A 25,617-nucleotide genomic window follows, 5' to 3' on the forward strand; every position below is an offset into this window, starting at 1 on the left:
GGCCATGGATCTTGGACTGAAGGACCGGGTGTACGTCGTCACCGGGGCCACCCGGGGCCTCGGCAACGCCGCCGCGCGCGAGCTGGTCGCCGACGGCGCGAAGGTGGTCGTCACGGGGCGGGACGACAAGACGGTGACCGAGGCCGCCGCCGCGCTGGGCCCGAACGCGCTCGGCGTCGCCGCGGACAACGCCGACCCGCGGGTGGCCGAGCGGCTGATCACCGCCGCGCGTGAGCACTTCGGCGGCTTCCACGGCGTCCTCGTCAGCGTGGGCGGGCCGCCGCCGGGTTTCGTCGCGGACACCACGGACGAGCAGTGGCAGGCGGCGTTCGAGTCGGTGTTCCTCGGGGCGGTACGGCTCGCCAGGGGGGCCGCGGCGGAGCTGGACGAGGGCGGCGTCATCGGGTTCGTGCTGTCCGGTTCGGTGTACGAGCCGATCCCGGGCCTGACCATCTCCAACGGGCTGCGCCCCGGCCTCGCCGGCTTCGCGAAGTCCCTCGCCGACGAACTGGGCCCGCACGGCATCCGCGTCGTCGGCCTGCTGCCGGGCCGCATCGACACCGACCGGGTGCGGGAGCTGGACGCGCTGTCCGCCGACCCGGAGGCGACCCGCCGGGCCGCCGAGTCCCGCATCCCGCTGCGACGGTACGGCGCCCCGCAGGAGTTCGGCCGCGCGGCGGCGTTCCTGCTCTCCCCGGCGGCCTCGTACCTGACGGGCATCATGCTTCCGGTGGACGGGGGCGTACGGCACGGGTTCTGAACGGCGGGGCGGGCCCGCCGGAGTCGGCCCGGCCCGGGTCGGCGCGGCGCCGACCCGGCGTCACCCCACCCGTTCGGCCTGGTGCCTGACGCCCTTCAGGCGTACCTCGGCCGGCAGGGAGGCCAGGCCCGCCGAGTCGCGGGCGTGCGCGAGGGCCCCGGTCGTCAGCCGGTGGAGCGCGGTCGCGGGGGCGACGTGCGGTGCCAGCAGCAGCCGTACCCGGGCCGCGGGTGCGCTGCGGCGGCCGGTGAGGGCGACGTCGGCGCGTTCGACGCCGTCCATGCCGCCCGCGTCCTGCGCGACGGCGCTCTCCAGGGCGCGTCCGCGCAGCAGGGCGCCCTCGCCGTCGCCCGTGTCGACCAGCACCTCGGCCAGGCGCCGCCGGCGCAGTACCGCGACCAGCCACCACAGGGCGAGCAGCACGAGGACGGCGAGCGCGGCGAGGACGGCCGGCCACCACCAGCCGGCGTCCCGCCAGCGGGTCCGCTCGGCCGCGCTCAGCAGGACGTCGCGCCGCCCGTGGTGGATCCACCAGGACGGCGCGGGCGCGCCCAGCCCCACGGCCAGCACGGAGCCGCCGAGGGCGAGCAGGACCAGGCCCAGCAGGCCCAGCAGCACACGGTTGACGGTCCTGAGCACGGTCCTCACCCCTTCCTGCCGGGCCGCCGGACATGCACCGACAGCGCGGGCGGCCGGGCAAGGCCCAGCCCTCCGACCGCCTCGGTGAGCACGTCGTCCAGGTCGGCGCGTACCTCGTCCAGTGCGCGGAAGTGCGACACCGCGCGCACGTGGGCCCGGGAGCGGCGCATCCGCACCCGCGCCGACTGCACGCCCGGCACTTCCATGGCCCGGTCCCGCAGCACCAGGGCGGCGGCGTCGCGGTGCAGCCCGGCGCGCACGTCGGCGTGCGGCCGGCGCATCGGCAGCACCCCCCGCAGGCCGGGCGTGAGGGCCAGCACGAGCAGCCACAGGCCGAGGGCGGCAGCGACGCCGGCGCCGATCAGCACCCAGATGTCGTCCAGGGGCCGCTGTGCGAGCTGCCGGGCCAGTGCGCGGCGCCAGCCCATGGCGGGCCGGCCGGCGCGCACGGCCGCGACGTCGTACAGCAGCAGCCCGGTCCCGGCCAGGAGCAGCAGGGCGACGAGGCCCGCGGGGACGCGGCGCGCCGACCAGAACCGTCCGCTGCCGCCCGCGTCGCCGTCGAGCACGGGCGGCGCGTCGTACGCGGCGGCGGACGCCGACTGGCCCGGCCTGCCCCGCTCTTCGTCGTCGCCGGGGCCGGTGGCCTTCTCGATGACCGGCAGCCGCCGCGTGGTGCCCTCGGCGCCCTCGGGCTCGCTCATCGGGTCCTCCCGTGTGCCGCGCCGTGCGCCGGGGACAGCTGCAGCCGCTCCACCTCGACCGCGACCTCCGGCACCTCCATGCCCACCAACGTGCCTACCCGTTCGGCGACTTGGCGACGCACCGCGCGGCAGCGGGCGCCGATGTCGCAGGGGTAGTCGAGTTCGACGTGCACGCGGACGCGGGCCGCGGCGTGGCGGACCACCACCGTGGCGTGCGGCGGCCTGCCGTCCGGGGGCGGCGCGCCCAGGGCCTCGCGCGCCGCCTGCGAGGCGATCTTGGCGACGACCCGGTCGGCGATCCGGGTCGCCCCGCGCTCGCCCGGCGGTACGACGGCCCGGGGTGCGCGGAACGCCTCGGCCGAGGTACTCACCCGAGTCACCGCCGCCGGTCGTCGCGGGTGCGGAAGAAGTCGCCGAACTCCAGGTCCCCCTCCAGGAACCGGCCGACGACGAAACCGACGGCGCCCAGCGCCGCCACCAGCAGGAATGCCCCGAAGCCACCGAAATATCCGGCGAATCCCAGCGCCATTCCGGCCACCATGCCGATCACGGCCATGCTCATCCTGCGCTCCTCAGCTCATCAGCCTCGTCGTCGGGTGCGGCTCACTGGATCCGGGGCTCGGGTTCTTCGTCCTCCTCCTCGGGGAGCTTCACGTCGCTCACGGCGATGTTGACCTCCACCACCTCCAGGCCCGTCATCCGCTCGACGGCGGCGACGACGTTCTCCCGCACGTCCCGGGCGACATCGGCGATGGCGACGCCGTAGTCCACGACGATCTCCAGGTCGAGCGCCGTCTGCACCTCGCCGACCTCGGCCTTCACCCCGCGTGTCACCGACTTGGCCCCGCCGGGCACCCGGTCCCGTACGGCGCCGAAGGTCCGCGAGATGCCGCTGCCCATGGCGTGCACGCCGACGACGTCCCGGGCCGCCAGTCCGGCGATCTTCTCGACCACCCCGTCGGCGATGGTGGTCCGTCCCCGGCTCGCGGGGTCTCCCCCGCCGCGCTTGGCCGACTGCGTCCTGCGGGCGGAGGCGTCGGGCAGCTCCTTGGCGTCTTCGGGCACACCCGTCCGGTTCGGCTCGGTCGTGTCACTCATGTCCACACGTCCCTTTCGGTCGTCCTCACGACCACCGTAAGCGCGGTTGCCCTCCCGCGCGCCGGGGATGCGGCAGGCTGGAGGAATGACAGCGGACGGGTGGAAACGGGCGGTACGGCAGCAACTGGGCCTCGGCAGGCTGCTGCCGCTGGGCGGACCACGTGACGGGGCGTGGCTCGCGGAGGCCGCGGCCGGGGCGGTGCTGCGGCGTGCGGCACGGGACGTGCCGGGGGTGCGGCCGGACGGGCTGCGGATCGCCCTCGCCGACCCGGAGGACACCGACGACCCGGTGGTGCCGCCCCCGCCCGGCGCCCTGCCGCCCGGCCCGCTGCGCGTGACGGCCGACTTCGCGGCGACGGCGGCCGAGCCGCTGCCGACGACGGCCTCCCGGCTCCGGGCGGCGCTGTCGGCCGCGGCGGCGGACCGGCTCGGGCTGCGGGTGACGGAGGTGGACCTCCGGGTGACGGCGCTGCTGGAGGACCTGGAGGGTTCGCAGGAGGCCGCCGCGGGACCGGGCGAAGCGCCTGCTGCCGAGGGCTCGGGCCGTGCGACACCTGCCGACGACTCCGGCGCACCGGACCCTGCCGGGCCCGGCGACGCCACGCCCCCCGGCGACGCCGCCCCGGGGTCCTCGGACCTGCCGGACCCTTCCGGGCCCGGTGACACCTCGGCCTCCGGCGACGCCGCCCGCGTGGCCCGTGCCGTGCTCGCCGTCCCCGGTGTCACCCGGCTGACGGGCGTGCCGGGGCGGCCGGTGCGGTTCCAGGAGACGGCGGGGGCCGCCGCGCTGCCGAGACGCCACGTTCAGGTGCAGTGCGCCGTGCGCGCGGACCACCGCGTCCTGGACGTGGCCCGGGAGGTCCGCGCGCGGGCGGCCGAGGTGCTGCCGGACCGGCCGACGGTGACGGTGCTGGTCACCGCCGTGGAGTGACGGTCCGGGGACGGGGGCGGACGGGCTCAGTCGCCGATCCCGGCCAGGTCCCGCAGTCGGCGTGCCTGTGCCGCGCGTTCGGCGGCGCGCTGCGATTCGTAGTCCCGGTCGAGGGCGCCGCGCAGCAGCGCCTTGGTCTCCACGACGGCGTTCCGGTCGGCGGCGAGCAGCGCCGACGTCAGGTCGCGTACGGCGTCGTCGAGCTGGTCGGCGGGCACGGCGAGGTTGGCGAGGCCCGTGGCGACGGATTCCTCGGCCGTGACGAACCGTCCGGTGACGCAGATTTCCAGCGCGCGGGCGTAGCCGACCAGGCCGACGAGCGGATGGGTGCCGGTCAGGTCGGGCACCAGGCCGAGGCTGGTCTCGCGCATGGCGAACTGCACGTCGTCCGCGACGACGCGCAGGTCGCAGGCGAGCGCGAGCTGGAAGCCCGCCCCGATGGCGTGCCCCTGGACGGCGGCGACGGACACGATGTCGCTGCGCCGCCACCAGGTGAACGCCTCCTGGTACTCGGCGATGGCCGCGTCGAGCTCGGCGTCGCCGCCACGCGCGAGGTCGAGGAACGACGGTTCCCCGTCGAAGCCCTCGGGTGTGAACGCCTGCCGGTCGAGCCCGGCCGAGAACGACTTGCCCTCGGCGCGCAGCACGACGACCCGGACGGTGCCCGGCAGCAGCCGGCCCGCCTCGGCGAGCGCCCGCCACAGAGCGGGGCTCTGCGCGTTGCGCTTGGCGGGGTTGGTCAGCGTCACCGTGGCGATCGCGTCGTCGACGGTGAGCCGTACCCCGTCCTTGTCGAGTACCGGACCGAGGTCCTTGGCGGGCGAAGCCATGGGGCGCCTCCGATGGGTGCGGTCAGAGCGGACGCCGTACGGAGGTCCGTACGGCATCCCTAAGTGACTGCACAGTAACCACCCGGCGGGTTGGTCCGCCGACCGGGTGGCCACCGTCGGAGCCGTGGGGTCGCCCGGGGCGTCAGGCCGATGCGGCCTTCTTGCCCCGGGTCGCCCCGCCACGCCCTCGCAGCGTGACGCCCGACTCACTGAGCATGCGGTGCACGAAGCCATACGAGCGGCCGGTCTCCTCGGCCAACGCCCGGATGCTCGCACCGGCGTCGTACTTCTTCTTCAGGTCTGCCGCGAGCTTGTCGCGCGCGGCGCCGGTCACCCGGCTGCCCTTCTTCAGAGTCTCGGCCACCCGTGCCTCCTCATGGGAAGTGCGCTCTGGTCTCCTCATGATCACCCCTCCGGGGCAGGATGGCCACCCATTCGGCAAGGTCCGTGAGACATCGTTGTGACGACGGGAGTGCGTCCCCACAACCGGAATCGACTCTTCCAGCGGGTGGGATCCGTACGTCCGAACGGGTTGTCCCGTGAAGTTCCTGGTCAGGCGAGCGCGACGGCCGACCCCTCGGGGAGTGAGGGATCGGCCGCGAAATCCGTGTACGACACACCTCGATACGAGGAGATCTCACACAGATGGTGGATCACCGATGGGCCGAATGATCCATACGGAGTGGATCAATGCGGTCCGGTTCGGCGGGAGCGGGGTCAGGCGAGGGCGACGAGGTCGGCGTAGTCGGAGCCCCACAGGTCCTCGACGCCGTCCGGGAGCAGGATGATCCGCTCCGGCTGGAGCGCCTCGACGGCACCCTCGTCGTGCGTGACGAGGACGACGGCGCCCTTGTAGGTGCGCAGCGCGCCGAGGATCTCCTCGCGGCTGGCCGGGTCGAGGTTGTTGGTGGGCTCGTCCAGCAGCAGCACGTTCGCCGAGGAGACCACCAGGGTGGCGAGGGCGAGCCGGGTCTTCTCCCCGCCGGACAGGACACCGGCGGGCTTGTCGACGTCGTCGCCGGAGAACAGGAACGAGCCGAGCACCTTGCGGACCTCCACGAGGTCCAGGTCGGGCGCCGCGGAGCGCATGTTCTCCAGGACCGTGCGGTCGGGGTCGAGGGTCTCGTGCTCCTGGGCGTAGTAGCCGAGCTTGAGGCCGTGGCCGGGGACGACCATGCCGGTGTCGGGCTGTTCGACGCCCGCCAGCAGCCGCAGCAGGGTGGTCTTGCCGGCGCCGTTGAGGCCGAGGATGACGACGCGGGAGCCCTTGTCGATGGCCAGGTCGACGTCCGTGAAGATCTCCAGGGAGCCGTACGACTTCGACAGGCCCTCGGCCATCAGCGGGGTCTTCCCGCACGGCGCGGGCTCGGGGAAGCGCAGCTTGGCGACCTTGTCGGACTGGCGGACGTCCTCCAGGCCGGCCAGCAGCTTCTCGGCGCGCCGGGCCATGTTCTGCGCGGCGACCGTCTTGGTGGCCTTGGCGCGCATCTTGTCGGCCTGGGCGTTGAGCGCGGCGGCCTTCTTCTCGGCGTTCTGCCGCTCGCGCCTGCGGCGCTTCTCGTCGGCCTCGCGCTGCTGCTGGTAGAGCTTCCAGCCCATGTTGTAGATGTCGATCTGGGCGCGGTTGGCGTCCAGGTAGAACACCTTGTTGACGACCGTCTCGACCAGGTCGACGTCGTGGGAGATCACGATGAAGCCGCCGCGGTAGGTCTTCAGGTAGTCGCGCAGCCAGACGATCGAGTCGGCGTCGAGGTGGTTCGTCGGCTCGTCGAGCAGCAGGGTGTCCGCGTCGGAGAACAGGATGCGGGCCAGTTCGACGCGGCGGCGCTGACCGCCGGAGAGGGTGTGCAGGGGCTGGCCGAGCACCCGGTCGGGCAGGTTCAGCGCGGCGGCGATGGTGGCGGCCTCGGCCTCGGCGGAGTACCCGCCCTTGGTGAGGAACTCCGTCTCCTGGCGCTCGTACTGCTTGAGGGCCTTCTCGCGGGTGGCGCCCTGGCCGTTGGCGATGCGCTGTTCGTTCTCGCGCATCTTGCGGATCAGGGTGTCCAGGCCGCGCGCGGAGAGGATGCGGTCGCGGGCGAGGACGTCGAGGTCGCCGGTACGGGGGTCCTGCGGGAGGTAGCCGACCTCGCCGGAGCGGGTGATGGCGCCCGCGGCCGGGATGGCGTCGCCTGCGAGGCACTTGGTGAGGGTGGTCTTGCCCGCGCCGTTGCGGCCGACGAGGCCGATGCGGTCGCCCTTGGCGACACGGAAGCTGGCGTTTTCGATGAGGACGCGGGCACCGGCGCGCAGCTCGATGCCGGAGGCGGAGATCACGGGTCAGACTCCTGGGCGGGTGGGGGCGGGATGGGCGGCTGAGGACGTTCCCGCCGTCTAATGCGCGAGGAGAAAGGCCATGGGGGCCAGTCTACCGGGGCAGTGCAACCACATTTCCTGGCGCCGGGTGTGCGGGGGCGGGGCCCGGGAAGTCGCAGACGGACGGCAGGGCGCGCCGCCCGGCCGGACCGGCGCCCGGCGTGCGGGTGCGGGCGGCGGCGCGGACGGCAGGCGGCGGTCCGGGTGCGGGCCAGGAGTACGGAGGGCGGTGCCCATGCAGTTCGACGACCGGGCGGATCTGGACACCTCCGAGGTGCGGGACGTGCGCGGCAGCCGGATCCCCGGTGGCCGGGCGACCGTGGGCGGCGGGGTCGTGGGGCTGGTCACGCTGCTGCTGGGGCTGTTCCTCGGGGTCGGCCCGGACCAGCTGGGGCTCACCGAGGGCGGGGAGCCCGCGGCGGCCCCGTCCTCGCAGGGCCAGGTGCAGCAGTCGTGCCGTACCGGGCAGGACGCGAACACCCGGGACGACTGCCGGATCGTGGCGGTCGTCAACAGCGTGCAGGACTACTGGGACCAGGAGTTCGAGCGGCGCGGCGGCACGTACACGCGATCGGCGACGGTGTTCTTCACGGAGCGGGTGGGCACCGGGTGCGGCTCGGCGACGTCGGAGGTGGGCCCCTTCTACTGCCCCGGTGACCAGAAGGTCTACCTGGACCTGGGGTTCTTCGGCGAACTGCGGAGCAAGTTCGGGGCGAGCGGCGGGCCGTTCGCTCAGGCGTACGTGGTGGCGCACGAGTACGGGCACCACGTCCAGGACCTCACGGGCACGCTGGAGCGGTCGCGGGACGGGCGGACCGGTGAGGACAGCGGCTCGGTGCGGGTGGAGCTCCAGGCCGACTGCTACGCGGGCGTGTGGGCGCACCACGCGACGTCGACGCCCGACGAGTCGACGGGACGGCCGCTGATCACCGACCTGACGGACGCCGACATCCGGGACGGCATGGACGCGGCGGCGGCCGTGGGCGACGACCGGATCCAGGAGCGGTACCAGGGCCGGGTGACGCCGCACACCTGGACGCACGGGTCGGCGGCTCAGCGTCAGCGCTGGTTCGACCAGGGGTACCGCACCGGGGACATGGACCGGTGCGACACCTTCCGCTGAGGCCGGCTCCCGCGGGACGGGCCGTTGTCAGTGGCGGCTGCGAGACTGGGCGGCAGGTGAGGAATCCCGCAGGGATCACGAGGGAGTGATCGGCATGGCAGGCTCGATCGGCGGACCCCCGAGCATCTACCCGACGCTGTTGTACGCGGACGCGAAGGCGGCGATCCGGCAGCTCACGGAGGCCTTCGGCTTCACGGAGCTGTCGGTCTACGAGGGCGAGGACGGCACGGTGCTGCACGCCGAGCTGGCCCAGGGCAACGGCGCGGTGATGCTCGGCTCCAAGGGCCGCGGCGGCGTGTTCGACGCGGCGATGAAGAGCGCGGGCACCACCGGGGTGTACGTCGTCGTGGACGACGTCGACGCACACCACCAGCGGGCCGTGGAGCACGGCGCGGAGATCCTGATGCCCCCGACGGACCAGGACTACGGCTCGCGGGACTACATGGCCCGCGACCTCGAGGGCAACGTCTGGAGCTTCGGCACGTACGCGCCGGCGCTCGGGAGCTGACTCGGGGGGCGCCCCGGGCGGTCAGCCGGCCCCGGTGTGCACCTGGAAGGCGGCCCGGCGCACGGCCTTCGCCAGCGCCGGATCGGGGTGCGCGGCGGCCAGCGCGACCAGCACCTGCACGGTGCGCGGATGCCCGACGGCGCGCACCTCCTCCAGCAGCGCCGGGACGGTGGGCTGCACCGCGGACTCCAGGTGCCGTACGAGCAGCGGGGCGTCGCCGTGGTCGGCGACCGCGGCGGCGGTGTCGACCCACAGCCAGGTGGCTTCCTCGCGGGTGAGGACCTCGTGGGCGTCCTCGGGGTCGACGCCGTCGTGCTCGGCCAGCCACAGCAGGGCGTACGGCCGCAGCGTCGGCTCCTCCAGCACGGCGCGGACGTCGTGCTCGGCGGGGGCGCCGACGACGCGCAGCGCCTCGAAGGCGAGGCCCCGCAGCAGGGCGTCCTCGCCGCGGGCGGCGCCGAGCAGTTCGGCGACCGCGCTGCCGACGGGGCGGGCGGCGAGCCAGGCGCGGTACTCGGCGCGGGCCGCGTTCGGGCGGAGCTGGGCGCAGCCGCGCAGCATCGCCTCGGCGGACTGCTCGATGTTCCCGGCGGGGCTCTGCGCGGCGACGCAGATCTGCTCCAGCTTGACCCAGACCGCCCAGCTGCCGAGCGGGGTGAGGGTGGCCTGCCCGTCGCCGTAGGTGAGGGCGCCGACCGAGGCGAGCGCGCGCAGCGCCCAGTCGAGGAGCGGCTCCAGCGGGGCGTCGTCCGGCTGGGGCGCGACGGGCTCGGGCTGGGGGCCGTAGGGGATCTCGCAGCGCTCGGTGCGCAGTTCGGTGACGCGCTGCTCCAGGAGGTCGAGGAGCTGCGGGACGGGGACGGGCCCGGCGGACAGCTGGAGGAAGGAGAGCACCTGCGGCATGGCCGAGACGACCTCGGCGACGGCGGCGGGCGCGTGGCCGTCGGGCTCGGGGAAGGCGAGCGACCAGGCGTCGAAGAGGGCGACCCAGCCGCGCAGTACGGCGCTGTCGTCGCGGTGCCAGGCGCGCAGCCGCCAGCCGGGGCGGGCGCGCCCGCCGTGCACCTCGACGAGGCCGGCGAGGCGGGCGGTGTCCCAGTCGGCCCGCACCTGAGCGGTGGTCAGGCCGAGGTCCCGGGCGGCCTGTTCGGCGGTCGCGTCGGAGAGGGTGGCCTTGCCGTCGGCGGTGGCGCCGCCGCGGCCGGGGCCGAGGGCGCTGTCGGCCCAGCGGGCCACGCGGGCGGCGCCGGCCAGCTCGGAGCGTGCCATTCTGGCCAGTTCTGACCGTGCGGGGGTGCCCTCCGGGGGGCGCGGTGCCGGGCGGCGCGAGGGCCGCTGGTTCACCGCTCTGGGGGCGGCGGCCAGGGATCGCGGGCGGACGAGTCGGAGCCTGGAGTCGCGCGGAATACGGGACGTCACGGGTGCAGTCTTCCGGTTGACGGTCCGAAAACCCAAACGGAATGGCGCCGGGGGGCGTGAGGGCGGCCCGGGCACCTGCTTCCGTGAGCGGTGCGGCATCGGCTCAGGCCACTGGTACGGCATGAAACGGAATCGCCGGGCGGGTGGCCCGGCAGCGATCACATCAGGGGGGTCAGAAAGCGGCGCAGGGTCTCTTCGTAGCCGTCCGGGTCGGCGTTCCACATGGCCCCGTGGGGGGCGTCGCGGACGGTGTGCAGGGTGATGAGGCCGGGGCGGGAATCGGCGAGGCGGCGGGACAGCTGCCAGGGGGCCACCCGGTCGCCGGGCCCGTGCACGACGAGCGTCGGCACGCGCGGGGCGGCGGGACCGGTGCAGGCGCCTATGCGGCCCCGCGCGGCGCGCACCGCGAGCGGCAGCAGCACGCCGGGGGTGCGGCGGGCGGCGGCGAGGGCGCGCAGCGTCGTCTCCCAGTGCAGCACCGGGGAGTCCAGGACCAGCCCGCTGACCCGGTCGCGCAGCTGTGAGCGGGCGGCGGCGCGCAGCGCCATGGCGGCGCCGGTGGACCAGCCGTACAGGACGACCCGGCGGGCGCCGGAGCGCACGGCGTGGTGGAGCGCCGCGTCCAGGTCGTGCCACTCGGTCTCGCCGAGGTGGCCGACCCCGTCCGGCGAGCGGGGGGCGCCGGGGTCGCCGCGGTGGGCGGGGGCGAGCACCGGTAAGTGGTGGCGGCGCAGGAACGGCATGACGTTCATGGTGTGTTCGCGGGTGGTGCCGAGGCCGTGCACCGCGATGACCCAGGTCTCCCGGCTGCCCGGCACGAACCAGGCCGGGAGCGCGCCGAGTTCGCCGGGCACCTCGACGTCGGCGTGGTCCAGGCCGAGGGCGGTGCCGGGGTCGCCGACGTGCAGGTTCGGGGTGAGCCAGGCCTTGTCGCCGGGTTTCAGGGTGCCGTGGGTGACGCGTTCCAGGCGGCGCACGACGGTGTCGGCGGTGTGCTCGGCGGCGGGCAGGACGGGGCCGACGACCGCGTGCGAGCCGTCGCCGGCGAGGCCGTAGTGGCCGGGGCGCAGGGCCGCCGGGTCCCGGGTGAGCGCGACGCGGCCCGCGGCCGTGCCGTGCACGGTCAGACGGGGTTCGGTCGGCAGGGGCCGGCCGGGGGGCGCCTTGAGCGCGGCGTCACTGGCGAACCGGCCGGCGGCGACGCTCGCGGCGCCCGCTGCCAGGGCTGCGGTGACGGCGGCGGCCGTCGCGTTGACTGTGCGCACCCGTCCAGTGTCCCGGCGGAGCCGCGCACGGGCCAGTGGGACGGGCCCGGGGGTCAGCGGCGCTGCCCGTAGCCCTTGAGTTTCTCCTGCACTTCGGTCAGTTGTTCGCGCGTCAGCAGCGTCGGGGTCGCGCCGGGGACGGACGACGCCGTGAGCCACAGGCGGCACATCCACTCCAGCTGGGCCGTGCGGTCGTAGGCCTGGTCGAGGGTGGCGCCGTGGGTGACGGTGCCGTGGTTCTGCAGGAGGCAGCCGGTGCGGCCGGCCAGGGCCCGGAGCATGTTCTCGGCCAGTTCGGGGCTGCCGTACGTCGCGTAGGGGGCGACCCGGACGGGGCCGCCGAGGGCCGCGGCCATGTAGTGGATCAGCGGCAGTTCGGGCACGAGCGTGGAGACGGCGGTGGCGTGCACGGCGTGGGTGTGGACGACGGCGCGGGCGTCGGTGGTGCGGTACACGGCGAGGTGCATGGGCAGTTCGCTGGTCGGCACGAGGGTGCCGAGGACCTGCCGGCCGTCGAGGCCGACGCCGGTGATGTCGTCCGGGGTCAGCCGGTCGTAGGGGACGCCCGACGGGGTGACCAGGACGGTGTCGCCGACGCGTACCGAGACGTTGCCGGAGGTGCCGACGACCAGGCCGTCACCGACCGTCCGGCGGGCCGCCGCGACCAGCTCGTCCCAGGCCTGCGCCTGCGCCGCGGTGGGGACCCGCGCAGCCCCCGCACTCCGGGTCCCCGCCCCCGCCGTCCGGGTGTGCGCCCGCGGCTCTCCCTTGCGCCCGTCCCCCGCCACCGGTACCTCCTCGCGGTGCTCTGCCATGCGGCGATCCTGCCAGGCCGGGGCCGGGTGCCGGAGCGGGTGACGAACATCTCCTCCGCCGCGCGCGGGACCGGCGCGTGGGGCGGCCAGGGGCGCCCGGGGGCCTGCACGCCCGGCGCCCGGGTCGACGAGTGACGTCAACCCCTTCCCCCAGTCACCCCGAAGCCCCTCTCAGTTCACCTTCCGTTCACTCTGGTTACCTACGGTCGACACGCCAATGACCTCGAACGATTGCATGGGTAAATGGAAAGCTTCTCGCTGATTCTCGCGATTGTGGTGGTAACCGCACTCGTGTTCGATTTCACGAACGGTTTCCACGACACCGCCAACGCGATGGCCACCACCATTTCGACCGGTGCACTCAAGCCCAAGATCGCGGTGGCCATGTCCGCCGTGCTGAACCTCGTGGGCGCCTTCCTCTCGGTGGAGGTCGCCAACACCATCTCCAAGGGTCTCGTCGACGAGACCGGCATCCGTCCCGAGGTCATCTTCGCCGCGCTGGTCGGTGCGATCCTCTGGAACCTGCTGACCTGGCTGGTCGGTCTTCCGTCCAGCTCGTCGCACGCCCTCATGGGCGGCCTGATCGGCGCCACCATCGCCTCCGCGGGCATCGGCGCGGTGCACGGCGACGTGCTCGTCACCAAGGTGCTGATCCCGGCGATCGCCGCCCCGCTCGTCGCGGGCGTCGCCGCGATGATCGCCGCCCGGCTGACCTACACCCTCGGCAAGAAGGCCGACGGCAAGGCCGCCGCGAAGGGCTACCGCTCCGGCCAGATCGCCTCCGCGGGCCTGGTCTCCCTCGCCCACGGCACCAACGACGCCCAGAAGACGATGGGCGTCATCACCCTCGCCCTGGTCGCCGGCGGCGCCGTCGCCCCCGACTCCGACCCGCCCATGTGGGTCGTCCTCTCCGCGGGCATCGCCATCGCGCTGGGCACCTACCTCGGCGGCTGGCGCATCATCCGCACCATGGGCAAGGGCCTGACCGACCTCCAGCCGCAGCAGGGCTTCGCCGCCCAGACCAGCGCGGCCACGGTCATCCTGGCCTCCTCCCACCTGGGCTTCTCCCTCTCCACCACGCACTCCGTCTCCGGTTCGGTGATGGGCGCGGGCCTCGGCCGCAAGGGCGGCGTGGTCCGCTGGTCGACGGCCACCCGGATGTTCATCGCCTGGGGCCTGACGCTGCCGGCCGCGGCCCTGGTCGCCGCCGCCGCCGAGTTCGTGTGCGGCCTGGGCGACTGGGGCACGGCGCTCGTCGCGGTCTTCCTGGTGGTCTCCAGCTTCGCCATCTGGAAGATCTCCCGCCGCGAGATCGTCGACCACACGAACGTCAACGACATCGACGAGCCGGCCGGCGTCGTGAGCACCGCGATGGCCGCGGTCACCCCGCCCCCGGTGGGCACGGTGCCCGAGGGCTTCTCGGCGACCGTCCCGGCCCAGGCCTCCGCCGACGCCAAGACCCCGTCGGCCACCACGACCGTCTGAGACCCGGCGCCCGGTTCGCCGGGTACGCCAGGTACGAAGGAAGAGAAGCAGCATGAAGATCGACTGGGCGGCCCTCGGCTCCGTCTTCGGAATCAGCCTCGTGGTCACCGTGGCCCTCGTGGCCCTGTTCAGCGTCGGCATCGCCGGACTGTCCCGCCGTGAGCGGGCCGCCGAGCAGGGCGGGACCGCGGCCCTCGCGGTCACCGGCGCGTACGCGTGCTTCGCGGCGTGCGCGGCGGCCGTGGGCTACGGCATCTATCTGATCGTCGCCTGACGCCACCGCGCGCGGGCACCGCGGGGTGCGGGACGGACCACCGTCCCGCACCCCGCTTCGCCGTACCCGGGCGGTGCGCGTGCCCTGCCGGTGCCGTACCGGAGCCGTGCGCGTGCCGTGTCCGGGCCGTGCGCGTCAGGCCGTCGTGTGGGCCTCCGCACACTCCGCCCGCGCAGGTCAACGGCAAGTTGACGGGTGTTCTCGGGGCGTGGTGGACTTCCGGGGCCAAGTACGGCGGCACGAGAGGAAGCCGGTGCGAATCCGGCGCGGTCCCGCCACTGTCACCGGGGTTCGAAGACCCCGGGAGCCAGGAACTCTCACCGCCGGTCTCGTCGAACCAGGGCGCGGACACCCTGAGTGAGGACATATCGCCATGCGCGGCTGCCGACCGAGGAACACCACCAGCGACCCGTCTGTGACAGTGGCCGGCTGAGCCGATGGGTGCCGACCGCGTCTTCGCGTACGGCGCCGCCACCGGCCTCCTCGGCGACCTGCTCCTCGGCGATCCGCGCCGCGGGCACCCGGTCGCCGCGTTCGGCCGGGCCGCGGCTGCCGTGGAACGGGTGTGCCGGCGGGACCACCGCGGGTGGGGCGCGCTGCACACCGCCGTCTGCGTCGGCGGGGCCGTCTCGGCCGCCGCCCTCGCCGACCGTGCCGTACGCCGCTCCCCCGCCGCCTCCGTCGCGCTGACCGCAGCCGCCACCTGGGCCGTCGTCGGCGGCACGTCACTGGCCCGCGAGGCGCGGGCCGTCGGGCGCGCTCTGGAGGCCGGGGACGTCGAGGCCGCGCGGGCCCGGCTGCCGCACCTGTGCGGGCGCGATCCGCAGGCGCTGGACGCCGGCGGCATCGCCCGGGCCGTGGTCGAGTCCGTCGCCGAGAACACCTCGGACGCCGTGGTGGGTGCCCTGGTGTGGGGCGCGGTGGGCGGTGTGCCGGGCCTGGTGGGCTTCCGGGCCGTCAACACGCTGGACGCGATGGTCGGCCACAAGTCCCCGCGCTACCGCCGCTTCGGCTGGGCCTCCGCCCGCCTGGACGACCTCGCCGGATGGCCCGGCGCCCGACTGACCGCCGTCCTCGCCGCCGCCGCGGGCGGCAACCCCCGGGGCGCGCTGCGGGCCTGGCGTGCCGACGCGGGCCGCCACCCGAGCCCCAACGCCGGGCCCGTGGAGGCGTCGTTCGCCGGTGCCCTCGGGGTGCGGCTGGGCGGCACGCTGTCGTACGGCGGGCGGGTGGAGCACCGGCCGGTGCTCAACGGAGCGGCGGGGCGCGCCGTCGAGGTCGGTGACATCGACCGGGCCGTGCGGCTGTCGCGGCGGGTGGGCCTGCTCGCGCTCGGCGTGTGCGCGGCCGGACGGCTCCTCGTGAAGGGACGTACGTCATGAACGGTGGAGGGCTGCTCGTCGCCGGTACCACCTCCGACGCCGGCAAGAGCGTCGTCACGGCGGGGATCTGCCGGTGGCTGGTGCGGCAGGGCGTGAAGGTGGCGCCGTTCAAGGCGCAGAACATGTCGCTGAACTCGTTCGTGACGCGGGAGGGCGCCGAGATCGGGCGGGCGCAGGCCATGCAGGCGCAGGCGTGCCGCATCGAGCCGACCGCGCTGATGAACCCCGTCCTGCTGAAGCCGGGCGGTGAACAGTCCAGCCAGGTCGTGCTGCTGGGCAGACCGGTGGGCGAGCTGAGCGCGCGCGGCTACCACGGGGGGCGGCAGCAGGCGCTGCTGGGCACGGTGCTGGACTGCCTCGCCGAGTTGCGGGGCACGTATGACGCGGTGATCTGTGAAGGGGCGGGCAGCCCGGCCGAGATCAACCTGCGCCGGACGGACATCGTGAACATGGGCGTCGCACGCCGTGCCCGGCTGCCCGTGCTGGTCGTCGGCGACATCGACCGCGGCGGCGTCTTCGCGTCGTTCTTCGGCACGGTCGCGCTGCTTTCGCCCGAGGACCAGGCGCTCGTCGCCGGGTTCCTCGTCAACAAGTTCCGCGGGGACGTGTCCCTGCTGGAGCCCGGCCTCGCCATGCTGCACGGCCTCACCGGGCGGCCCTCGTACGGGGTGCTGCCGTTCCGGCACGGACTCGGCATCGACGAGGAGGACGGGCTCAGGGTCTCGCTGCGCGGCACCGTGCGCGAGTCGAACACCGCGCCGCCCGTCGGGGAGGACGTGCTGCGGGTCGCCGTGTGCGCGGTGCCGCTGATGTCGAACTTCACGGACGTGGACGCGCTGGCCGCCGAACCGGGCGTGGTGGTGCGGTTCGTGGACCGGCCGGAGGAACTGGCGGACGCGGACCTCGTGGTGCTTCCCGGTACGCGCGCAACCGTCCGGGCGCTGGAGTGGCTGCGCGAGCGGGGGCTCGCGGAGGCCGTCGTGCGGCGCGCCCGCGAGGGTCGGCCCGTGCTCGGCATCTGCGGCGGCTTCCAGGTGCTCGGCGAGCACATCGAGGACGACGTGGAGAGCCGCCGGGGACATGTCGACGGGCTCGGCGTGCTGCCCGTGCGGGTGCGGTTCGCCCGCGAGAAGACCCTCACGCGGCCGGCCGGGGAGGCCCTCGGCGAGCGGGTCGAGGGTTACGAGATCCACCACGGGGTCGCCGACGTCCTGGGCGGGGAGGCCTTCCTGGACGGCTGCCGGGTCGGCCAGGCCTGGGGCACGCACTGGCACGGCTCGCTGGAGTCGGACGGTTTCCGGCGGGCCTTCCTGCGCGAGGTGGCCGCCGCCGCGGGCCGCCGCTTCGTGCCCGCCCCCGGCACGTCGTTCGCCGCGCTGCGCGAGGAGCAGCTCGACCGGCTCGGCGACCTGATCGAACAGCACGCGGACACGGACGCGCTGTGGCGGCTCATCGAGTCCGGCGCGCCACAAGGACTGCCTTTCATCCCACCGGGAGCGCCCGCATGAGCACAGTGTTGTTGTTGTCGACCGCCGACACGGACCTGCTGGCGGCCCGTGCCTCCGGCGCGTCCTACCGGATCGGCAATCCCACCCGCGTGGACGTCGCCGGGGAGCTGCCCGCGCTGCTCGACGGCACGGACGTCGCCGTCGTACGCCTCCTGGGCGGCAAGCGGGCCTGGGAGGACGGGCTCGCGGCGCTGAAGGCGTCCGGTGTGCCCACCGTGCTGCTGGGCGGCGAGGCCGTGCCGGACGCCGAGCTGATGGCCGAGTCGTCGGTGCCGGCCGGGGTCGTCGCGGAGGCGCTCAAGTACCTCGTGGAGGGCGGCCCCCACAACCTCACGCAGCTCGCCCGGTTCCTGTCGGACACCGTGCTGCTGACCGGCGAGGGCTTCACCGAGCCGCAGAAGATGCCGGAGTACGGCGTGCACGGCGCGCGCGTGGCGGCCGAGGGCCGGCCGACCGTCGGCGTGCTCTTCTACCGGGCGCACGAGCTGAGCGGCAACACCGCCTTCGTGGACACCCTGTGCGACGCGATCGAGGCGCACGGCGCCAACGCCCTGCCCGTGTACTGCGGTTCGCTGCGCGGCGCCGACGCCGGGCTGTACGAGCTGCTCGGCACCGCGGACGCCCTGGTGGCGACCGTGCTGGCGGCGGGCGGCACGCACGCCTCGGGGGCCTCGGCGGGCGGCGACGACGAGGCGTGGGACATCGGCGCGCTCGCCGACCTGAACGTGCCCGTGCTGCAGGGGCTGTGCCTGACCTCCTCGCGTGCCGCCTGGGACGCGTCGGACGCCGCGCTGTCCCCGATGGACGCGGCGATGCAGGTGGCGATCCCCGAGTTCGACGGGCGCCTGATCACCGTGCCGTTCTCCTTCAAGGAGCAGGGCCCGGACGACGTGCCCGTGTACGTCGCCGACCCGGAGCGTGCCGCGCGCGTCGCCGGCATCGCCGTACGGCACGCCCGGCTCAGGCACAAGGCGAACGCGGACAAGAAGCTCGCGCTGGTCTTCACCGCGTACCCGACGAAGCACTCGCGGGTGGGCAACGCGGTCGGCCTGGACACGCCCGCCTCCGCGGTGCGGGTGCTGGACGCGCTGCGGGACGCGGGCTACGGCGTCCACGGTTACCCGGACAACGGGGACGAGCTGATCCACCGGCTCATCGAGGCGGGCGGCCACGACGTGGAGTGGCTGACCGAGGACCAGCTGGCCGCCGCGCCCGCGCGGGTGCCGCTGGCCGACTACCGGGCCTGGTTCGACACGCTCGACCCCGAGCTCAGGGACGGCATGCTCCAGGCGTGGGGCGAGCCGCCGGGCTCGCTGTACGTGGACGGCGACGACATCGTGCTGGCGTCGTTGCGGTTCGGGAACGTCGTCGTGATGATCCAGCCGCCGCGCGGCTTCGGGGAGAACCCGATCGCGATCTACCACGACCCGGACATGCCGCCCTCGCACCACTACATGGCGGCCTACCGCTGGCTGGAGAACAGCTTCGGCGCCGACGCGATCGTGCACATGGGCAAGCACGGCACGATGGAGTGGCTGCCCGGCAAGGGCCTCGGCCTCAGCGGCGGCTGCGCCCCGGACGCCGTGCTCGGCGACCTGCCGCTGGTCTACCCGTTCATCGTCAACGACCCCGGCGAGGGCACCCAGGCCAAGCGGCGCGGGCACGCCACCGTCGTGGACCACCTGGTGCCGCCGATGGCACGGGCCGACACCTACGGCGACCTGGCCAAGCTGGAGCAGCTGCTCGACGAGTACGCGCTCGTCTCCGACCTGGACCCGGGGAAGGCCCCGGCGGTGCGCGCGCAGATCTGGACGCTGGTCAAGGCGGCGGAGCTGCACCACGACCTGCACGTGGACGAGCAGCCCGACGACGAGGCGTTCGACGAGTTCGTCATGCACATCGACGGCTACCTGTGCGAGATCAAGGACGTGCAGATCCGCGACGGCCTGCACGTGCTGGGCGGCGGCCCGGTCGGCGAACCCCGCGTGAACCTGGTCCTCGCGGTGCTGCGGGCCTCCCAGGTGTGGGGCGGGCAGGCCAACGCGCTGCCAGGCCTCCGGGCGGCGCTCGCCGCCCACTTCGGCCTGGACGAGAAGGAGCTGCTCGCCGAGCCGGGCGCTGCCGTGAAGGTGCCCGCCGAGCTGACCGGCCTCGTGGACGGCCCGGCCCGCAGCGCCGCCGACACGATCGACCTGCTGGAGCAGCTGTGCCGGCGGTTCGCGGAGGGCATGGAGGCGCGCGACTGGGACGCGGCGGCGGTCCCCGCCCTGGTCCGTGAGGTCGTCGGCGCCGAACTCCCGGAGGCGGTGGCGGTGCTGGAGTTCGCCTGCCGCGAGGTCGTGCCGCGCCTGGCGCGCACCACGGACGAGATCGGCCACATCCTGCGCGCGCTGGACGGCGGTTACGTGCCCGCCGGCCCCTCCGGCTCCCCCACGCGCGGCCTGGTCAACGTCCTGCCGACCGGCCGGAACTTCTACTCCGTCGACCCCAAGGCGATCCCGTCCCGGCTGAGCTGGGAGGTCGGCCAGTCGCTCGCGGACTCGCTGGTGCAGCGCTACCTCCAGGACACCGGCGCCTACCCGAAGTCCGTCGGACTCACCGTGTGGGGCACGTCCGCGATGCGCACGCAGGGCGACGACATCGCCGAGATCCTCGCGCTGCTGGGCTGCCGCCCCGTGTGGGACGACGCCTCGCGCCGCGTGACGGGCTTCGAGGTGGTGCCCCTGGCGGAGCTGGGGCGGCCCCGCATCGACGTCACGGTCCGCATCTCCGGCTTCTTCCGGGACGCGTTCCCGCACGTCGTGGGCCTGATCGACGACGCCGTGCGCGCGGTGGCCGAGCTGGACGAGCCCGCCGAGCAGAACTTCGTGAAGGCGCACGCCGACGAGGACACCGCCGCGCACGGCGACCGGCGGCGCGCCACCGCCCGCGTCTTCGGCTCCAAGCCGGGCGCGTACGGCGCCGGTCTGCTGCCGCTGATCGACGCCCGCAACTGGCGCTCGGACGCCGACCTCGCCGAGGTGTACGCGGTGTGGGGCGGCTACGCCTACGGGCGCGGGCTGGACGGGCGGGCGGCGCGCGGTGACATGGAGACCGCGTTCCGCCGGATCGCGGTCGCCGCGAAGAACGTCGACACCCGCGAGCACGACCTCGTCGACGCCGACGACTACTTCCAGTACCACGGCGGCATGGTCGCCATGGTCCGGCACCTCACGGGCGCGAGCCCCGAGGCGTACGTGGGTGATTCGGCGACGCCCGACCAGGTGAGGACCCGCACGCTGGGCGAGGAGACGCACCGCGTGTTCCGCGCCCGCGTGGTCAACCCGCGCTGGATGGCGGCGATGCGCCGGCACGGCTACAAGGGCGCCTTCGAGATGGCGGCCACCGTCGACTACCTCTTCGGCTACGACGCCACGGCCGGGGTCGTGGACGACTGGATGTACGAGAAGCTGGCCGCCGAGTACGTGTTCTCGCAGGAGAACCAGGACTTCATGCGGAAGTCCAACCCGTGGGCGCTGCGCGGCATCACCGAGCGGCTGCTGGAGGCGGCGGACCGCGGTCTGTGGGCGGAGCCGGACGCGGAGACGCTGGAGCGGCTGCGCGCCACCTATCTGGAGCTCGAAGGCGACTTGGAGGGCGACCGGTGACCACTCCCTTTCCGTTCACGGCCGTGGTCGGCCAGGACGACCTGCGGCTCGCGCTGCTGCTGAACGCGGTGTCGCCGCGGGTGGGTGGCGTCCTGGTGCGCGGCGAGAAGGGCACCGCCAAGTCCACGGCGGTGCGTGCGCTGTCCGCGCTGCTGCCCGAGGTGGCGGTCGTCCCCGGGTGCCGGTTCTCCTGCGACCCCGCCGCACCCGACCCGTCCTGCCCGGACGGGCCGCACGAGACCGGCGGCGGGGTGAGCCGGCCCGCGCGCATGGTCGAGCTGCCCGTCGGTGCCTCCGAGGACCGGCTCGTCGGCGCGCTCGACATCGAGCGGGCGCTCGCCGAGGGCGTGAAGGCCTTCGAGCCGGGCCTGCTCGCGGGCGCGCACCGCGGCATCCTCTACGTCGACGAGGTCAACCTCCTCCACGACCATCTGGTCGACCTGCTGCTGGACGCCGCCGCGATGGGCGCCTCCTACGTCGAGCGCGAGGGCGTCTCCGTGCGGCACGCCGCGCGTTTCCTGCTCGTCGGCACCATGAACCCCGAAGAGGGCGAGCTGCGCCCGCAGTTGCTCGACCGGTTCGGGCTGACGGTCGAGGTGTCCGCCTCGCGCGAACCCGACCAGCGCGTGGAGGTCGTCCGGCGGCGGCTGGCGTACGAGGACGACCCGGCCGGGTTCGCCGCGCGCTGGGCCGACGAGGAGGCCGCCGTACGGGCCCGGGTCGTCGCGGCGAGGGAGCTGCTGCCGCAGGTGCGGCTCGGTGACGGGGCGCTGCGGCAGATCGCGGCGACCTGTGCCGCCTTCGAGGTGGACGGCATGCGTGCCGACATCGTGATGGCGCGCACGGCGACGGCGCTGGCCGCGTGGGCGGGCCGTACCGACGTGCTGGCCGAGGACGTGCGGCAGGCGGCGCTGCTGGCGCTGCCGCACCGCAGGCGCCGCAACCCGTTCGACGCACCGGGCCTGGACGAGGACACGCTGGACGAGACGCTGGAGGAGTTCTCCGGCGAGAGTGAAGGCGAGGGCGACGGCGGCCCCGAGGACGATCCCGACCCCGACGGACCCGGTGGAGGTGGCGGTCAGTCGCCGTCCGGGTCGCCCGACAGCGACGGGGACACGGGCGCGCGGCCGGAGGCCGGTGAGGGCGGGGAGCCGCAGCCGTCCGGGGCCGGTGCCGGTGAGCAGTCCGCCGTACGGGCCGCCGAGCCGTTCCGTGCCAGGGTGCTGAGCGTGCCCGGCCTGGGTGAGGGCGCCGCCGGGCGGCGTTCGCGGGCGCGGACCGAGCACGGGCGCACCACCGGGGCGCGCCGGCCGCGGGGGGCGCTGACGAAGCTGCACCTGGCGGCGACCGTGCGGGCGGCGGCGCCGCACCAGCGGGCGCGCGGCCGGTCGGGTCCCGGGCTCGTGGTGCGCCGGGACGATCTGCGGCAGGCGGTGCGGGAGGGGCGTGAGGGCAACCTCGTGCTGTTCGTCGTGGACGCCTCCGGGTCGATGGCGGCGCGGCAGCGCATGAGCGCCGTGAAGGGTGCCGTGCTGTCGCTGCTGCTGGACGCCTACCAGCGGCGGGACAAGGTGGGCCTGGTGACGTTCCGGGGCGCGGGCGCCGAGGTGGCGCTGCCGCCGACGTCGTCGGTGGACGCCGCCGCCGCCCGGCTGGAGTCGCTGCCGACGGGCGGCCGTACGCCGCTGGCGGCCGGGCTGCTCAGGGCGCACGAGGTGCTGCGGGTGGAGCGGCTGCGGGACCCGGCGCGCCGGGCGCTGGTCGTCGTCGTGACCGACGGGCGGGCCACGGGCGGCCCGGAGCCGGTCGCGCTGGCGGGGCGGGCGGCACGGCTGTTCGCCGCCGAGGGTGTCGCGTCGGTGGTCGTGGACTGCGAGTCGGGGCCGGTGCGGCTGGGGCTCGCCGGGCAGCTCGCGGGTGAGCTCGGCGGTACGGCCGTGACGCTGGACGAGCTGCGGGCGGACTCGATCGCCGGTCTGGTCAAGGACGTACAGGACAACAGGAGGGTGGCGTAATGCCTCAGGGGAAGCCGGCGGTCGTACCCGACGACGGTCTGACGACGCGTCAGCGGCGCAACCGGCCGCTGGTCGTCGTGCACACCGGCGTCGGCAAGGGCAAGTCCACCGCCGCGTTCGGGCTGGCGCTGCGCGCCTGGAACCAGGGCTGGCCGATCGGGGTGTTCCAGTTCGTCAAGTCGGCGAAGTGGAAGGTCGGCGAGGAGAACGCGCTGCGGGTGCTGGGCGCCAGCGGCGAGGGCGGCACCGTCGACTGGCACAAGATGGGCGAGGGCTGGTCCTGGGTCCAGCGCGACGCGCAGATGGACAACGAGGAGAAGGCCCGCGAGGGCTGGGAGCAGGTCAAGCGGGACCTGGCCGCCGAGACGTACCGGCTGTACGTGCTGGACGAGTTCGCCTACCCGATGCACTGGGGCTGGGTCGACACCGACGAGGTGATCGAGGTGCTGCGGGACCGGCCCGGCACCCAGCACGTGGTGATCACCGGGCGGAACGCGCCCGGCAAGCTGGTGGACTTCGCCGACCTCGTGACCGACATGTCCAAGGTGAAGCACCCCATGGACGCCGGGCAGAAGGGGCAGAGGGGCATCGAGTGGTGATGTCGTCCGTGCCGCGGCTGGTCGTCGCCGCGCCCTCCTCGGGCAGCGGCAAGACCACCGTCGCCACGGGGCTGATGGCCGCGCTGACCGCGCGGGGGCTGGCCGTGTCCCCGCACAAGGTCGGCCCGGACTACATCGACCCCGGGTACCACGCGCTCGCCACCGGGCGCGCGGGGCGCAACCTCGACGCGTATCTGTGCGGACCCGAGCTGATCGGGCCGCTGTTCGCGCACGGGGCGCGCGGCTGCGACATCGCCGTGGTCGAGGGCGTGATGGGGCTGTACGACGGTGCCGCCGGGGAGGGCGAGCTGGCGTCCACCGCGCAGGTCGCCAAGGTGCTGCGGGCGCCGGTGGTGCTCGTGGTCGACGCGTCGTCGCAGTCGCGGTCGGTGGCGGCGCTGGTGCACGGTTTCGCGTCCTGGGACCCCCGGGTGCGGGTCGGGGGCGTGATCCTGAACAAGGTGGCGTCGGACCGGCACGAGGAGCTGTTGCGGGAGGCGCTGGACTCGGCGGGGGTGCCGGTGCTGGGTGTGCTGCGGCGGGCGGCTCCGGTGGAGACGCCGTCGCGGCATCTGGGGCTGGTGCCGGTCGCCGAGCGGCGGGCCCAGGCCGTGAACGCCGTTGCCGCGATGGCGGCGCAGGTTGCCGGCGGGTGTGATCTGGAGGCGCTGGCCGCGCTGGCGCGCAGTGCGGGTGCGTTGTCGTGCGCGGTGTGGGACGCGGCCGAGGCGCTGGCTTCGTCGCCCTCGCCGCCCTTTCCCCGCCCTTCCCCGGGGGCTGCCGCCCCCGGACCCCCGCTGCGGCCCGAGGGGCCTCGTCCTCAGGCTCCGGACGGGCCGCGGGTCGCCGTTGCCGGAGGGGCCGCGTTCACGTTCTCCTATGCCGAGCATGCCGAGTTGCTCACCGCCGCCGGGGCCGAGGTCGTCACCTTCGATCCGCTGCGGGACGAGCGGCTGCCCGACGGGACACGGGGACTGGTGATCGGCGGCGGGTTCCCCGAGGTGTACGCCGCCGAGCTGTCCGCCAACGAGGGCCTGCGCAAGGCCGTCACCGCGCTCGCGGAGAGCGGGGCGCCCGTCGCCGCCGAGTGCGCCGGGCTGCTGTATCTGTGCCGGGAGCTGGACGGGCTGCCGATGTGCGGGGTGCTCGACGCCACGGCGCGGATGACCGAGAAGCTCACCCTGGGATACCGGGACGCCGTGGCCGTCGGGGACAGTTCGCTCGCCGTGGCCGGGACGCGGATGCGGGGGCACGAGTTCCACCGCACCGCCGTCGAGCCCGGCGCGGGGGCGGCACCCGCCTGGGGCGTACGCGGTCCCGCGCGGCGGGTCGAAGGCTTCGTACAGCGCGGTGTGCACGCGAGTTACCTGCACACGCACTGGGCGTCCGCGCCCGGTGTCGCCCGTCGGTTCGTGGAGAGGTGCCGGACGTCATGAGCAGCAGGCTGATCGGGATCGGGGTCGGTCCGGGCGATCCGGAGCTGGTGACCGTGAAGGGCGTCAACGCCCTGCGGGCCGCCGAGGTCGTCGTCGTGCCGGTGATGGACACCGGCGAACGCGGGCGGGCCGAGGCGACCGTGCTGCACTACGTGCCCGCCGAGAAGGTGGTGCGGGTCGTGTTCGCGCTGAACGAGCGCACCGACCGGGCCCGCCGCGAGGCCGCCTGGGACGCGGCCGGCGGGCGCGTCGCCGAGTTGCTGCGCGCGCACGGCTCGGTCGCCTTCGCCACCATCGGCGACCCCAATGTGTACTCGACGTTCACGTATCTGGCGCAGACCGTCGCCGAGCTGGTGCCCGGGACGGTCGTGGAGACCGTGCCCGGCATCACCGCCATGCAGGACCTGGCCGCGCGGTCGGGTGCCGTGCTGACGGAGGGGACCGAGCCGCTGACGCTGGTGCCGGTCACCGCCGGGGCCGCCGTGCTCAAGGACGCCCTGAACGGTCCCGGGACCGTCGTGGCGTACAAGTTCGGGCGGCAGGCCGGTGAGGTCGCCGAGGCGCTGCGGGAGACCGGGCGGATCGGGGACGCCGTGTGGGGGTCCGCGCTCGGGCTGCCCGCGGAGTCCATCCGGCCGGCCGGTGACCTCGACGGCGCTCCCCTGCCGTACCTGTCGACGCTCATCGCGCCGCCCCGGCGCGAGGGCGGCCGGGGCGGCAAGCTGTGACGGCACCGGGGGCGCTGTGCGGAGACCGACAGCGCGCGGCCCCGCCGCCCCCGCAGAGCCCTCGTGCTTCGTAGAACCCGCACATCCCGTAGGAGA

24 protein-coding genes and 1 riboswitch are annotated in these 25,617 nt (G+C 74.6%); of the genes, 13 read left to right on the forward strand and 11 right to left on the reverse strand.

The features are described 5' to 3' along the window. The first annotated feature begins 4 nt into the window (after positions 1 to 4). On the forward strand, positions 5 to 760 hold the full coding sequence (locus tag AB0M97_RS03720) for an SDR family oxidoreductase (RefSeq protein WP_365959080.1): 756 nt from the start codon (positions 5 to 7) through the stop codon (positions 758 to 760). A gap of 60 nt (positions 761 to 820) precedes the next feature. On the opposite strand, the gene amaP is transcribed toward AB0M97_RS03720, so the two are convergent. The 5 genes from amaP to AB0M97_RS03745 are packed head-to-tail and all read right to left on the reverse strand — an operon-like array spanning position 821 to position 3,201. Then, positions 821 to 1,408: an alkaline shock response membrane anchor protein AmaP gene (amaP, locus tag AB0M97_RS03725; protein ID WP_365959081.1), complete on the reverse strand. Its 588-nt coding sequence runs from the start codon at positions 1,406 to 1,408 to the stop codon at positions 821 to 823. Beyond that, the gene (locus AB0M97_RS03730) at positions 1,405 to 2,103 is read right to left on the reverse strand and encodes a DUF6286 domain-containing protein (RefSeq protein WP_365959082.1); all 699 of its coding nucleotides are present in this window, start codon (positions 2,101 to 2,103) and stop codon (positions 1,405 to 1,407) included. The genes amaP and AB0M97_RS03730 overlap by 4 nt, the downstream gene beginning before the upstream one ends. After that, positions 2,100 to 2,474 carry a hypothetical protein gene (locus tag AB0M97_RS03735; RefSeq protein ID WP_365959083.1) on the reverse strand — a complete coding sequence of 125 codons (375 nt, stop codon included), beginning with the start codon at positions 2,472 to 2,474 and terminating at the stop codon, positions 2,100 to 2,102. The genes AB0M97_RS03730 and AB0M97_RS03735 overlap by 4 nt, the downstream gene beginning before the upstream one ends. Before the next feature lie 5 nt (positions 2,475 to 2,479). Continuing rightward, the gene (locus AB0M97_RS03740; protein ID WP_365959084.1) at positions 2,480 to 2,665 is read right to left on the reverse strand and encodes a hypothetical protein; all 186 of its coding nucleotides are present in this window, start codon (positions 2,663 to 2,665) and stop codon (positions 2,480 to 2,482) included. A gap of 41 nt (positions 2,666 to 2,706) precedes the next feature. Then, a complete protein-coding gene (locus AB0M97_RS03745) occupies positions 2,707 to 3,201 on the reverse strand; it encodes an Asp23/Gls24 family envelope stress response protein (protein ID WP_365959085.1) in 495 nt (164 codons plus the stop codon). Between the two features lie 85 nt (positions 3,202 to 3,286). Here AB0M97_RS03745 and AB0M97_RS03750 point away from each other — a divergent pair, with 85 nt between their 5' ends. Continuing rightward, complete coding sequence (locus AB0M97_RS03750) at positions 3,287 to 4,132, forward strand: nucleopolyhedrovirus P10 family protein (protein WP_365959086.1); 846 nt, start codon at positions 3,287 to 3,289, stop codon at positions 4,130 to 4,132. Positions 4,133 to 4,158: 26 nt separating this feature from the next. Here the strand turns inward: AB0M97_RS03750 and AB0M97_RS03755 are convergent, their stop codons facing one another. The 3 genes from AB0M97_RS03755 to AB0M97_RS03765 form a co-directional block, all read right to left on the reverse strand. Next, positions 4,159 to 4,962: an enoyl-CoA hydratase/isomerase family protein gene (locus tag AB0M97_RS03755; RefSeq protein WP_365959087.1), complete on the reverse strand. Its 804-nt coding sequence runs from the start codon at positions 4,960 to 4,962 to the stop codon at positions 4,159 to 4,161. 142 nt (positions 4,963 to 5,104) lie between these two features. Continuing rightward, complete coding sequence (locus tag AB0M97_RS03760) at positions 5,105 to 5,326, reverse strand: helix-turn-helix domain-containing protein (RefSeq protein ID WP_018567695.1); 222 nt, start codon at positions 5,324 to 5,326, stop codon at positions 5,105 to 5,107. 353 nt (positions 5,327 to 5,679) lie between these two features. Continuing rightward, complete coding sequence (locus AB0M97_RS03765) at positions 5,680 to 7,278, reverse strand: ABC-F family ATP-binding cassette domain-containing protein (RefSeq protein WP_365959088.1); 1,599 nt, start codon at positions 7,276 to 7,278, stop codon at positions 5,680 to 5,682. A 274-nt stretch (positions 7,279 to 7,552) separates the two neighbouring features. Between AB0M97_RS03765 and AB0M97_RS03770 the strand changes: the two genes are divergently transcribed. Beyond that, positions 7,553 to 8,440, forward strand: coding sequence for a neutral zinc metallopeptidase (locus AB0M97_RS03770; protein WP_365959089.1), 888 nt, complete (start codon positions 7,553 to 7,555; stop codon positions 8,438 to 8,440). Between the two features lie 94 nt (positions 8,441 to 8,534). Continuing rightward, the gene (locus tag AB0M97_RS03775; protein ID WP_365959090.1) at positions 8,535 to 8,948 is read left to right on the forward strand and encodes a VOC family protein; all 414 of its coding nucleotides are present in this window, start codon (positions 8,535 to 8,537) and stop codon (positions 8,946 to 8,948) included. Between the two features lie 21 nt (positions 8,949 to 8,969). Here AB0M97_RS03775 and AB0M97_RS03780 read toward each other — a convergent pair whose 3' ends face one another. The 3 genes from AB0M97_RS03780 to AB0M97_RS03790 all read right to left on the reverse strand — a co-directional run bounded on the left by AB0M97_RS03780 (position 8,970) and on the right by AB0M97_RS03790 (position 12,447). Next, the gene (locus AB0M97_RS03780) at positions 8,970 to 10,367 is read right to left on the reverse strand and encodes a hypothetical protein (RefSeq protein WP_365959091.1); all 1,398 of its coding nucleotides are present in this window, start codon (positions 10,365 to 10,367) and stop codon (positions 8,970 to 8,972) included. 158 nt (positions 10,368 to 10,525) lie between these two features. After that, complete coding sequence (locus AB0M97_RS03785) at positions 10,526 to 11,632, reverse strand: alpha/beta hydrolase (RefSeq protein ID WP_365959092.1); 1,107 nt, start codon at positions 11,630 to 11,632, stop codon at positions 10,526 to 10,528. A gap of 53 nt (positions 11,633 to 11,685) precedes the next feature. Then, positions 11,686 to 12,447 carry a class II aldolase/adducin family protein gene (locus AB0M97_RS03790; protein WP_365959093.1) on the reverse strand — a complete coding sequence of 254 codons (762 nt, stop codon included), beginning with the start codon at positions 12,445 to 12,447 and terminating at the stop codon, positions 11,686 to 11,688. Positions 12,448 to 12,690: 243 nt separating this feature from the next. Between AB0M97_RS03790 and AB0M97_RS03795 the strand changes: the two genes are divergently transcribed. The 9 genes from AB0M97_RS03795 (at position 12,691) to cobI (ending at position 25,521) form a co-directional block, all read left to right on the forward strand. Then, positions 12,691 to 13,932, forward strand: a complete 1,242-nt coding sequence (locus AB0M97_RS03795; RefSeq protein WP_365959094.1) for an inorganic phosphate transporter — start codon at positions 12,691 to 12,693, stop codon at positions 13,930 to 13,932. Between the two features lie 52 nt (positions 13,933 to 13,984). Beyond that, positions 13,985 to 14,206 carry a hypothetical protein gene (locus AB0M97_RS03800; RefSeq protein ID WP_365959095.1) on the forward strand — a complete coding sequence of 74 codons (222 nt, stop codon included), beginning with the start codon at positions 13,985 to 13,987 and terminating at the stop codon, positions 14,204 to 14,206. A 242-nt stretch (positions 14,207 to 14,448) separates the two neighbouring features. Continuing rightward, a riboswitch (cobalamin riboswitch) is annotated at positions 14,449 to 14,523 on the forward strand. A gap of 120 nt (positions 14,524 to 14,643) precedes the next feature. Then, positions 14,644 to 15,588, forward strand: a complete 945-nt coding sequence (locus tag AB0M97_RS03805) for a cobalamin biosynthesis protein (RefSeq protein ID WP_365959096.1) — start codon at positions 14,644 to 14,646, stop codon at positions 15,586 to 15,588. Continuing rightward, positions 15,585 to 17,096: a cobyric acid synthase gene (locus AB0M97_RS03810; RefSeq protein WP_365959097.1), complete on the forward strand. Its 1,512-nt coding sequence runs from the start codon at positions 15,585 to 15,587 to the stop codon at positions 17,094 to 17,096. The genes AB0M97_RS03805 and AB0M97_RS03810 overlap by 4 nt, the downstream gene beginning before the upstream one ends. Next, entirely contained in the window at positions 17,093 to 20,743 is a 3,651-nt protein-coding gene (cobN, locus tag AB0M97_RS03815; RefSeq protein WP_365959098.1) for a cobaltochelatase subunit CobN, read from the forward strand. Before AB0M97_RS03810 ends, cobN begins: the two co-directional genes overlap by 4 nt. Next, the gene (locus AB0M97_RS03820) at positions 20,740 to 22,758 is read left to right on the forward strand and encodes a putative cobaltochelatase (protein WP_365959099.1); all 2,019 of its coding nucleotides are present in this window, start codon (positions 20,740 to 20,742) and stop codon (positions 22,756 to 22,758) included. Before cobN ends, AB0M97_RS03820 begins: the two co-directional genes overlap by 4 nt. Beyond that, positions 22,758 to 23,357: a cob(I)yrinic acid a,c-diamide adenosyltransferase gene (cobO, locus tag AB0M97_RS03825; protein WP_365959100.1), complete on the forward strand. Its 600-nt coding sequence runs from the start codon at positions 22,758 to 22,760 to the stop codon at positions 23,355 to 23,357. Before AB0M97_RS03820 ends, cobO begins: the two co-directional genes overlap by 1 nt. Next, on the forward strand, positions 23,357 to 24,793 hold the full coding sequence (locus AB0M97_RS03830) for a cobyrinate a,c-diamide synthase (protein WP_365959101.1): 1,437 nt from the start codon (positions 23,357 to 23,359) through the stop codon (positions 24,791 to 24,793). Before cobO ends, AB0M97_RS03830 begins: the two co-directional genes overlap by 1 nt. Beyond that, entirely contained in the window at positions 24,790 to 25,521 is a 732-nt protein-coding gene (gene cobI, locus AB0M97_RS03835; protein ID WP_365959102.1) for a precorrin-2 C(20)-methyltransferase, read from the forward strand. Before AB0M97_RS03830 ends, cobI begins: the two co-directional genes overlap by 4 nt. The last annotated feature ends 96 nt before the right edge of the window (positions 25,522 to 25,617 follow it).

The organism is Streptomyces sp. NPDC051207, from assembly GCF_040682395.1.
In the GTDB taxonomy this organism is placed as follows: Bacteria; Actinomycetota; Actinomycetes; order Streptomycetales; family Streptomycetaceae; genus Streptomyces.

Bases quoted from the DNA above. Each gene is read 5' to 3' on its own strand.
- AB0M97_RS03750 (WP_365959086.1), top strand. From the start codon at position 3,287: ATGACAGCGGACGGGTGGAAACGGGCGGTACGGCAGCAACTGGGCCTC.
- AB0M97_RS03770 (WP_365959089.1), top strand. From the start codon at position 7,553: ATGCAGTTCGACGACCGGGCGGATCTGGACACCTCCGAGGTGCGGGAC.
- cobO (WP_365959100.1), top strand. From the start codon at position 22,758: ATGCCTCAGGGGAAGCCGGCGGTCGTACCCGACGACGGTCTGACGACG.
- cobN (WP_365959098.1), top strand. From the start codon at position 17,093: ATGAGCACAGTGTTGTTGTTGTCGACCGCCGACACGGACCTGCTGGCG.
- AB0M97_RS03805 (WP_365959096.1), top strand. From the start codon at position 14,644: ATGGGTGCCGACCGCGTCTTCGCGTACGGCGCCGCCACCGGCCTCCTC.
- AB0M97_RS03720 (WP_365959080.1), top strand. From the start codon at position 5: ATGGATCTTGGACTGAAGGACCGGGTGTACGTCGTCACCGGGGCCACC.
- AB0M97_RS03730 (WP_365959082.1), bottom strand. From the start codon at position 2,103: ATGAGCGAGCCCGAGGGCGCCGAGGGCACCACGCGGCGGCTGCCGGTC.
- AB0M97_RS03775 (WP_365959090.1), top strand. From the start codon at position 8,535: ATGGCAGGCTCGATCGGCGGACCCCCGAGCATCTACCCGACGCTGTTG.
- AB0M97_RS03810 (WP_365959097.1), top strand. From the start codon at position 15,585: ATGAACGGTGGAGGGCTGCTCGTCGCCGGTACCACCTCCGACGCCGGC.
- AB0M97_RS03755 (WP_365959087.1), bottom strand. From the start codon at position 4,962: ATGGCTTCGCCCGCCAAGGACCTCGGTCCGGTACTCGACAAGGACGGG.
- AB0M97_RS03740 (WP_365959084.1), bottom strand. From the start codon at position 2,665: ATGAGCATGGCCGTGATCGGCATGGTGGCCGGAATGGCGCTGGGATTC.
- AB0M97_RS03745 (WP_365959085.1), bottom strand. From the start codon at position 3,201: ATGAGTGACACGACCGAGCCGAACCGGACGGGTGTGCCCGAAGACGCC.
- AB0M97_RS03800 (WP_365959095.1), top strand. From the start codon at position 13,985: ATGAAGATCGACTGGGCGGCCCTCGGCTCCGTCTTCGGAATCAGCCTC.
- AB0M97_RS03790 (WP_365959093.1), bottom strand. From the start codon at position 12,447: ATGGCAGAGCACCGCGAGGAGGTACCGGTGGCGGGGGACGGGCGCAAG.
- cobI (WP_365959102.1), top strand. From the start codon at position 24,790: ATGAGCAGCAGGCTGATCGGGATCGGGGTCGGTCCGGGCGATCCGGAG.
- AB0M97_RS03795 (WP_365959094.1), top strand. From the start codon at position 12,691: ATGGAAAGCTTCTCGCTGATTCTCGCGATTGTGGTGGTAACCGCACTC.
- AB0M97_RS03830 (WP_365959101.1), top strand. From the start codon at position 23,357: ATGTCGTCCGTGCCGCGGCTGGTCGTCGCCGCGCCCTCCTCGGGCAGC.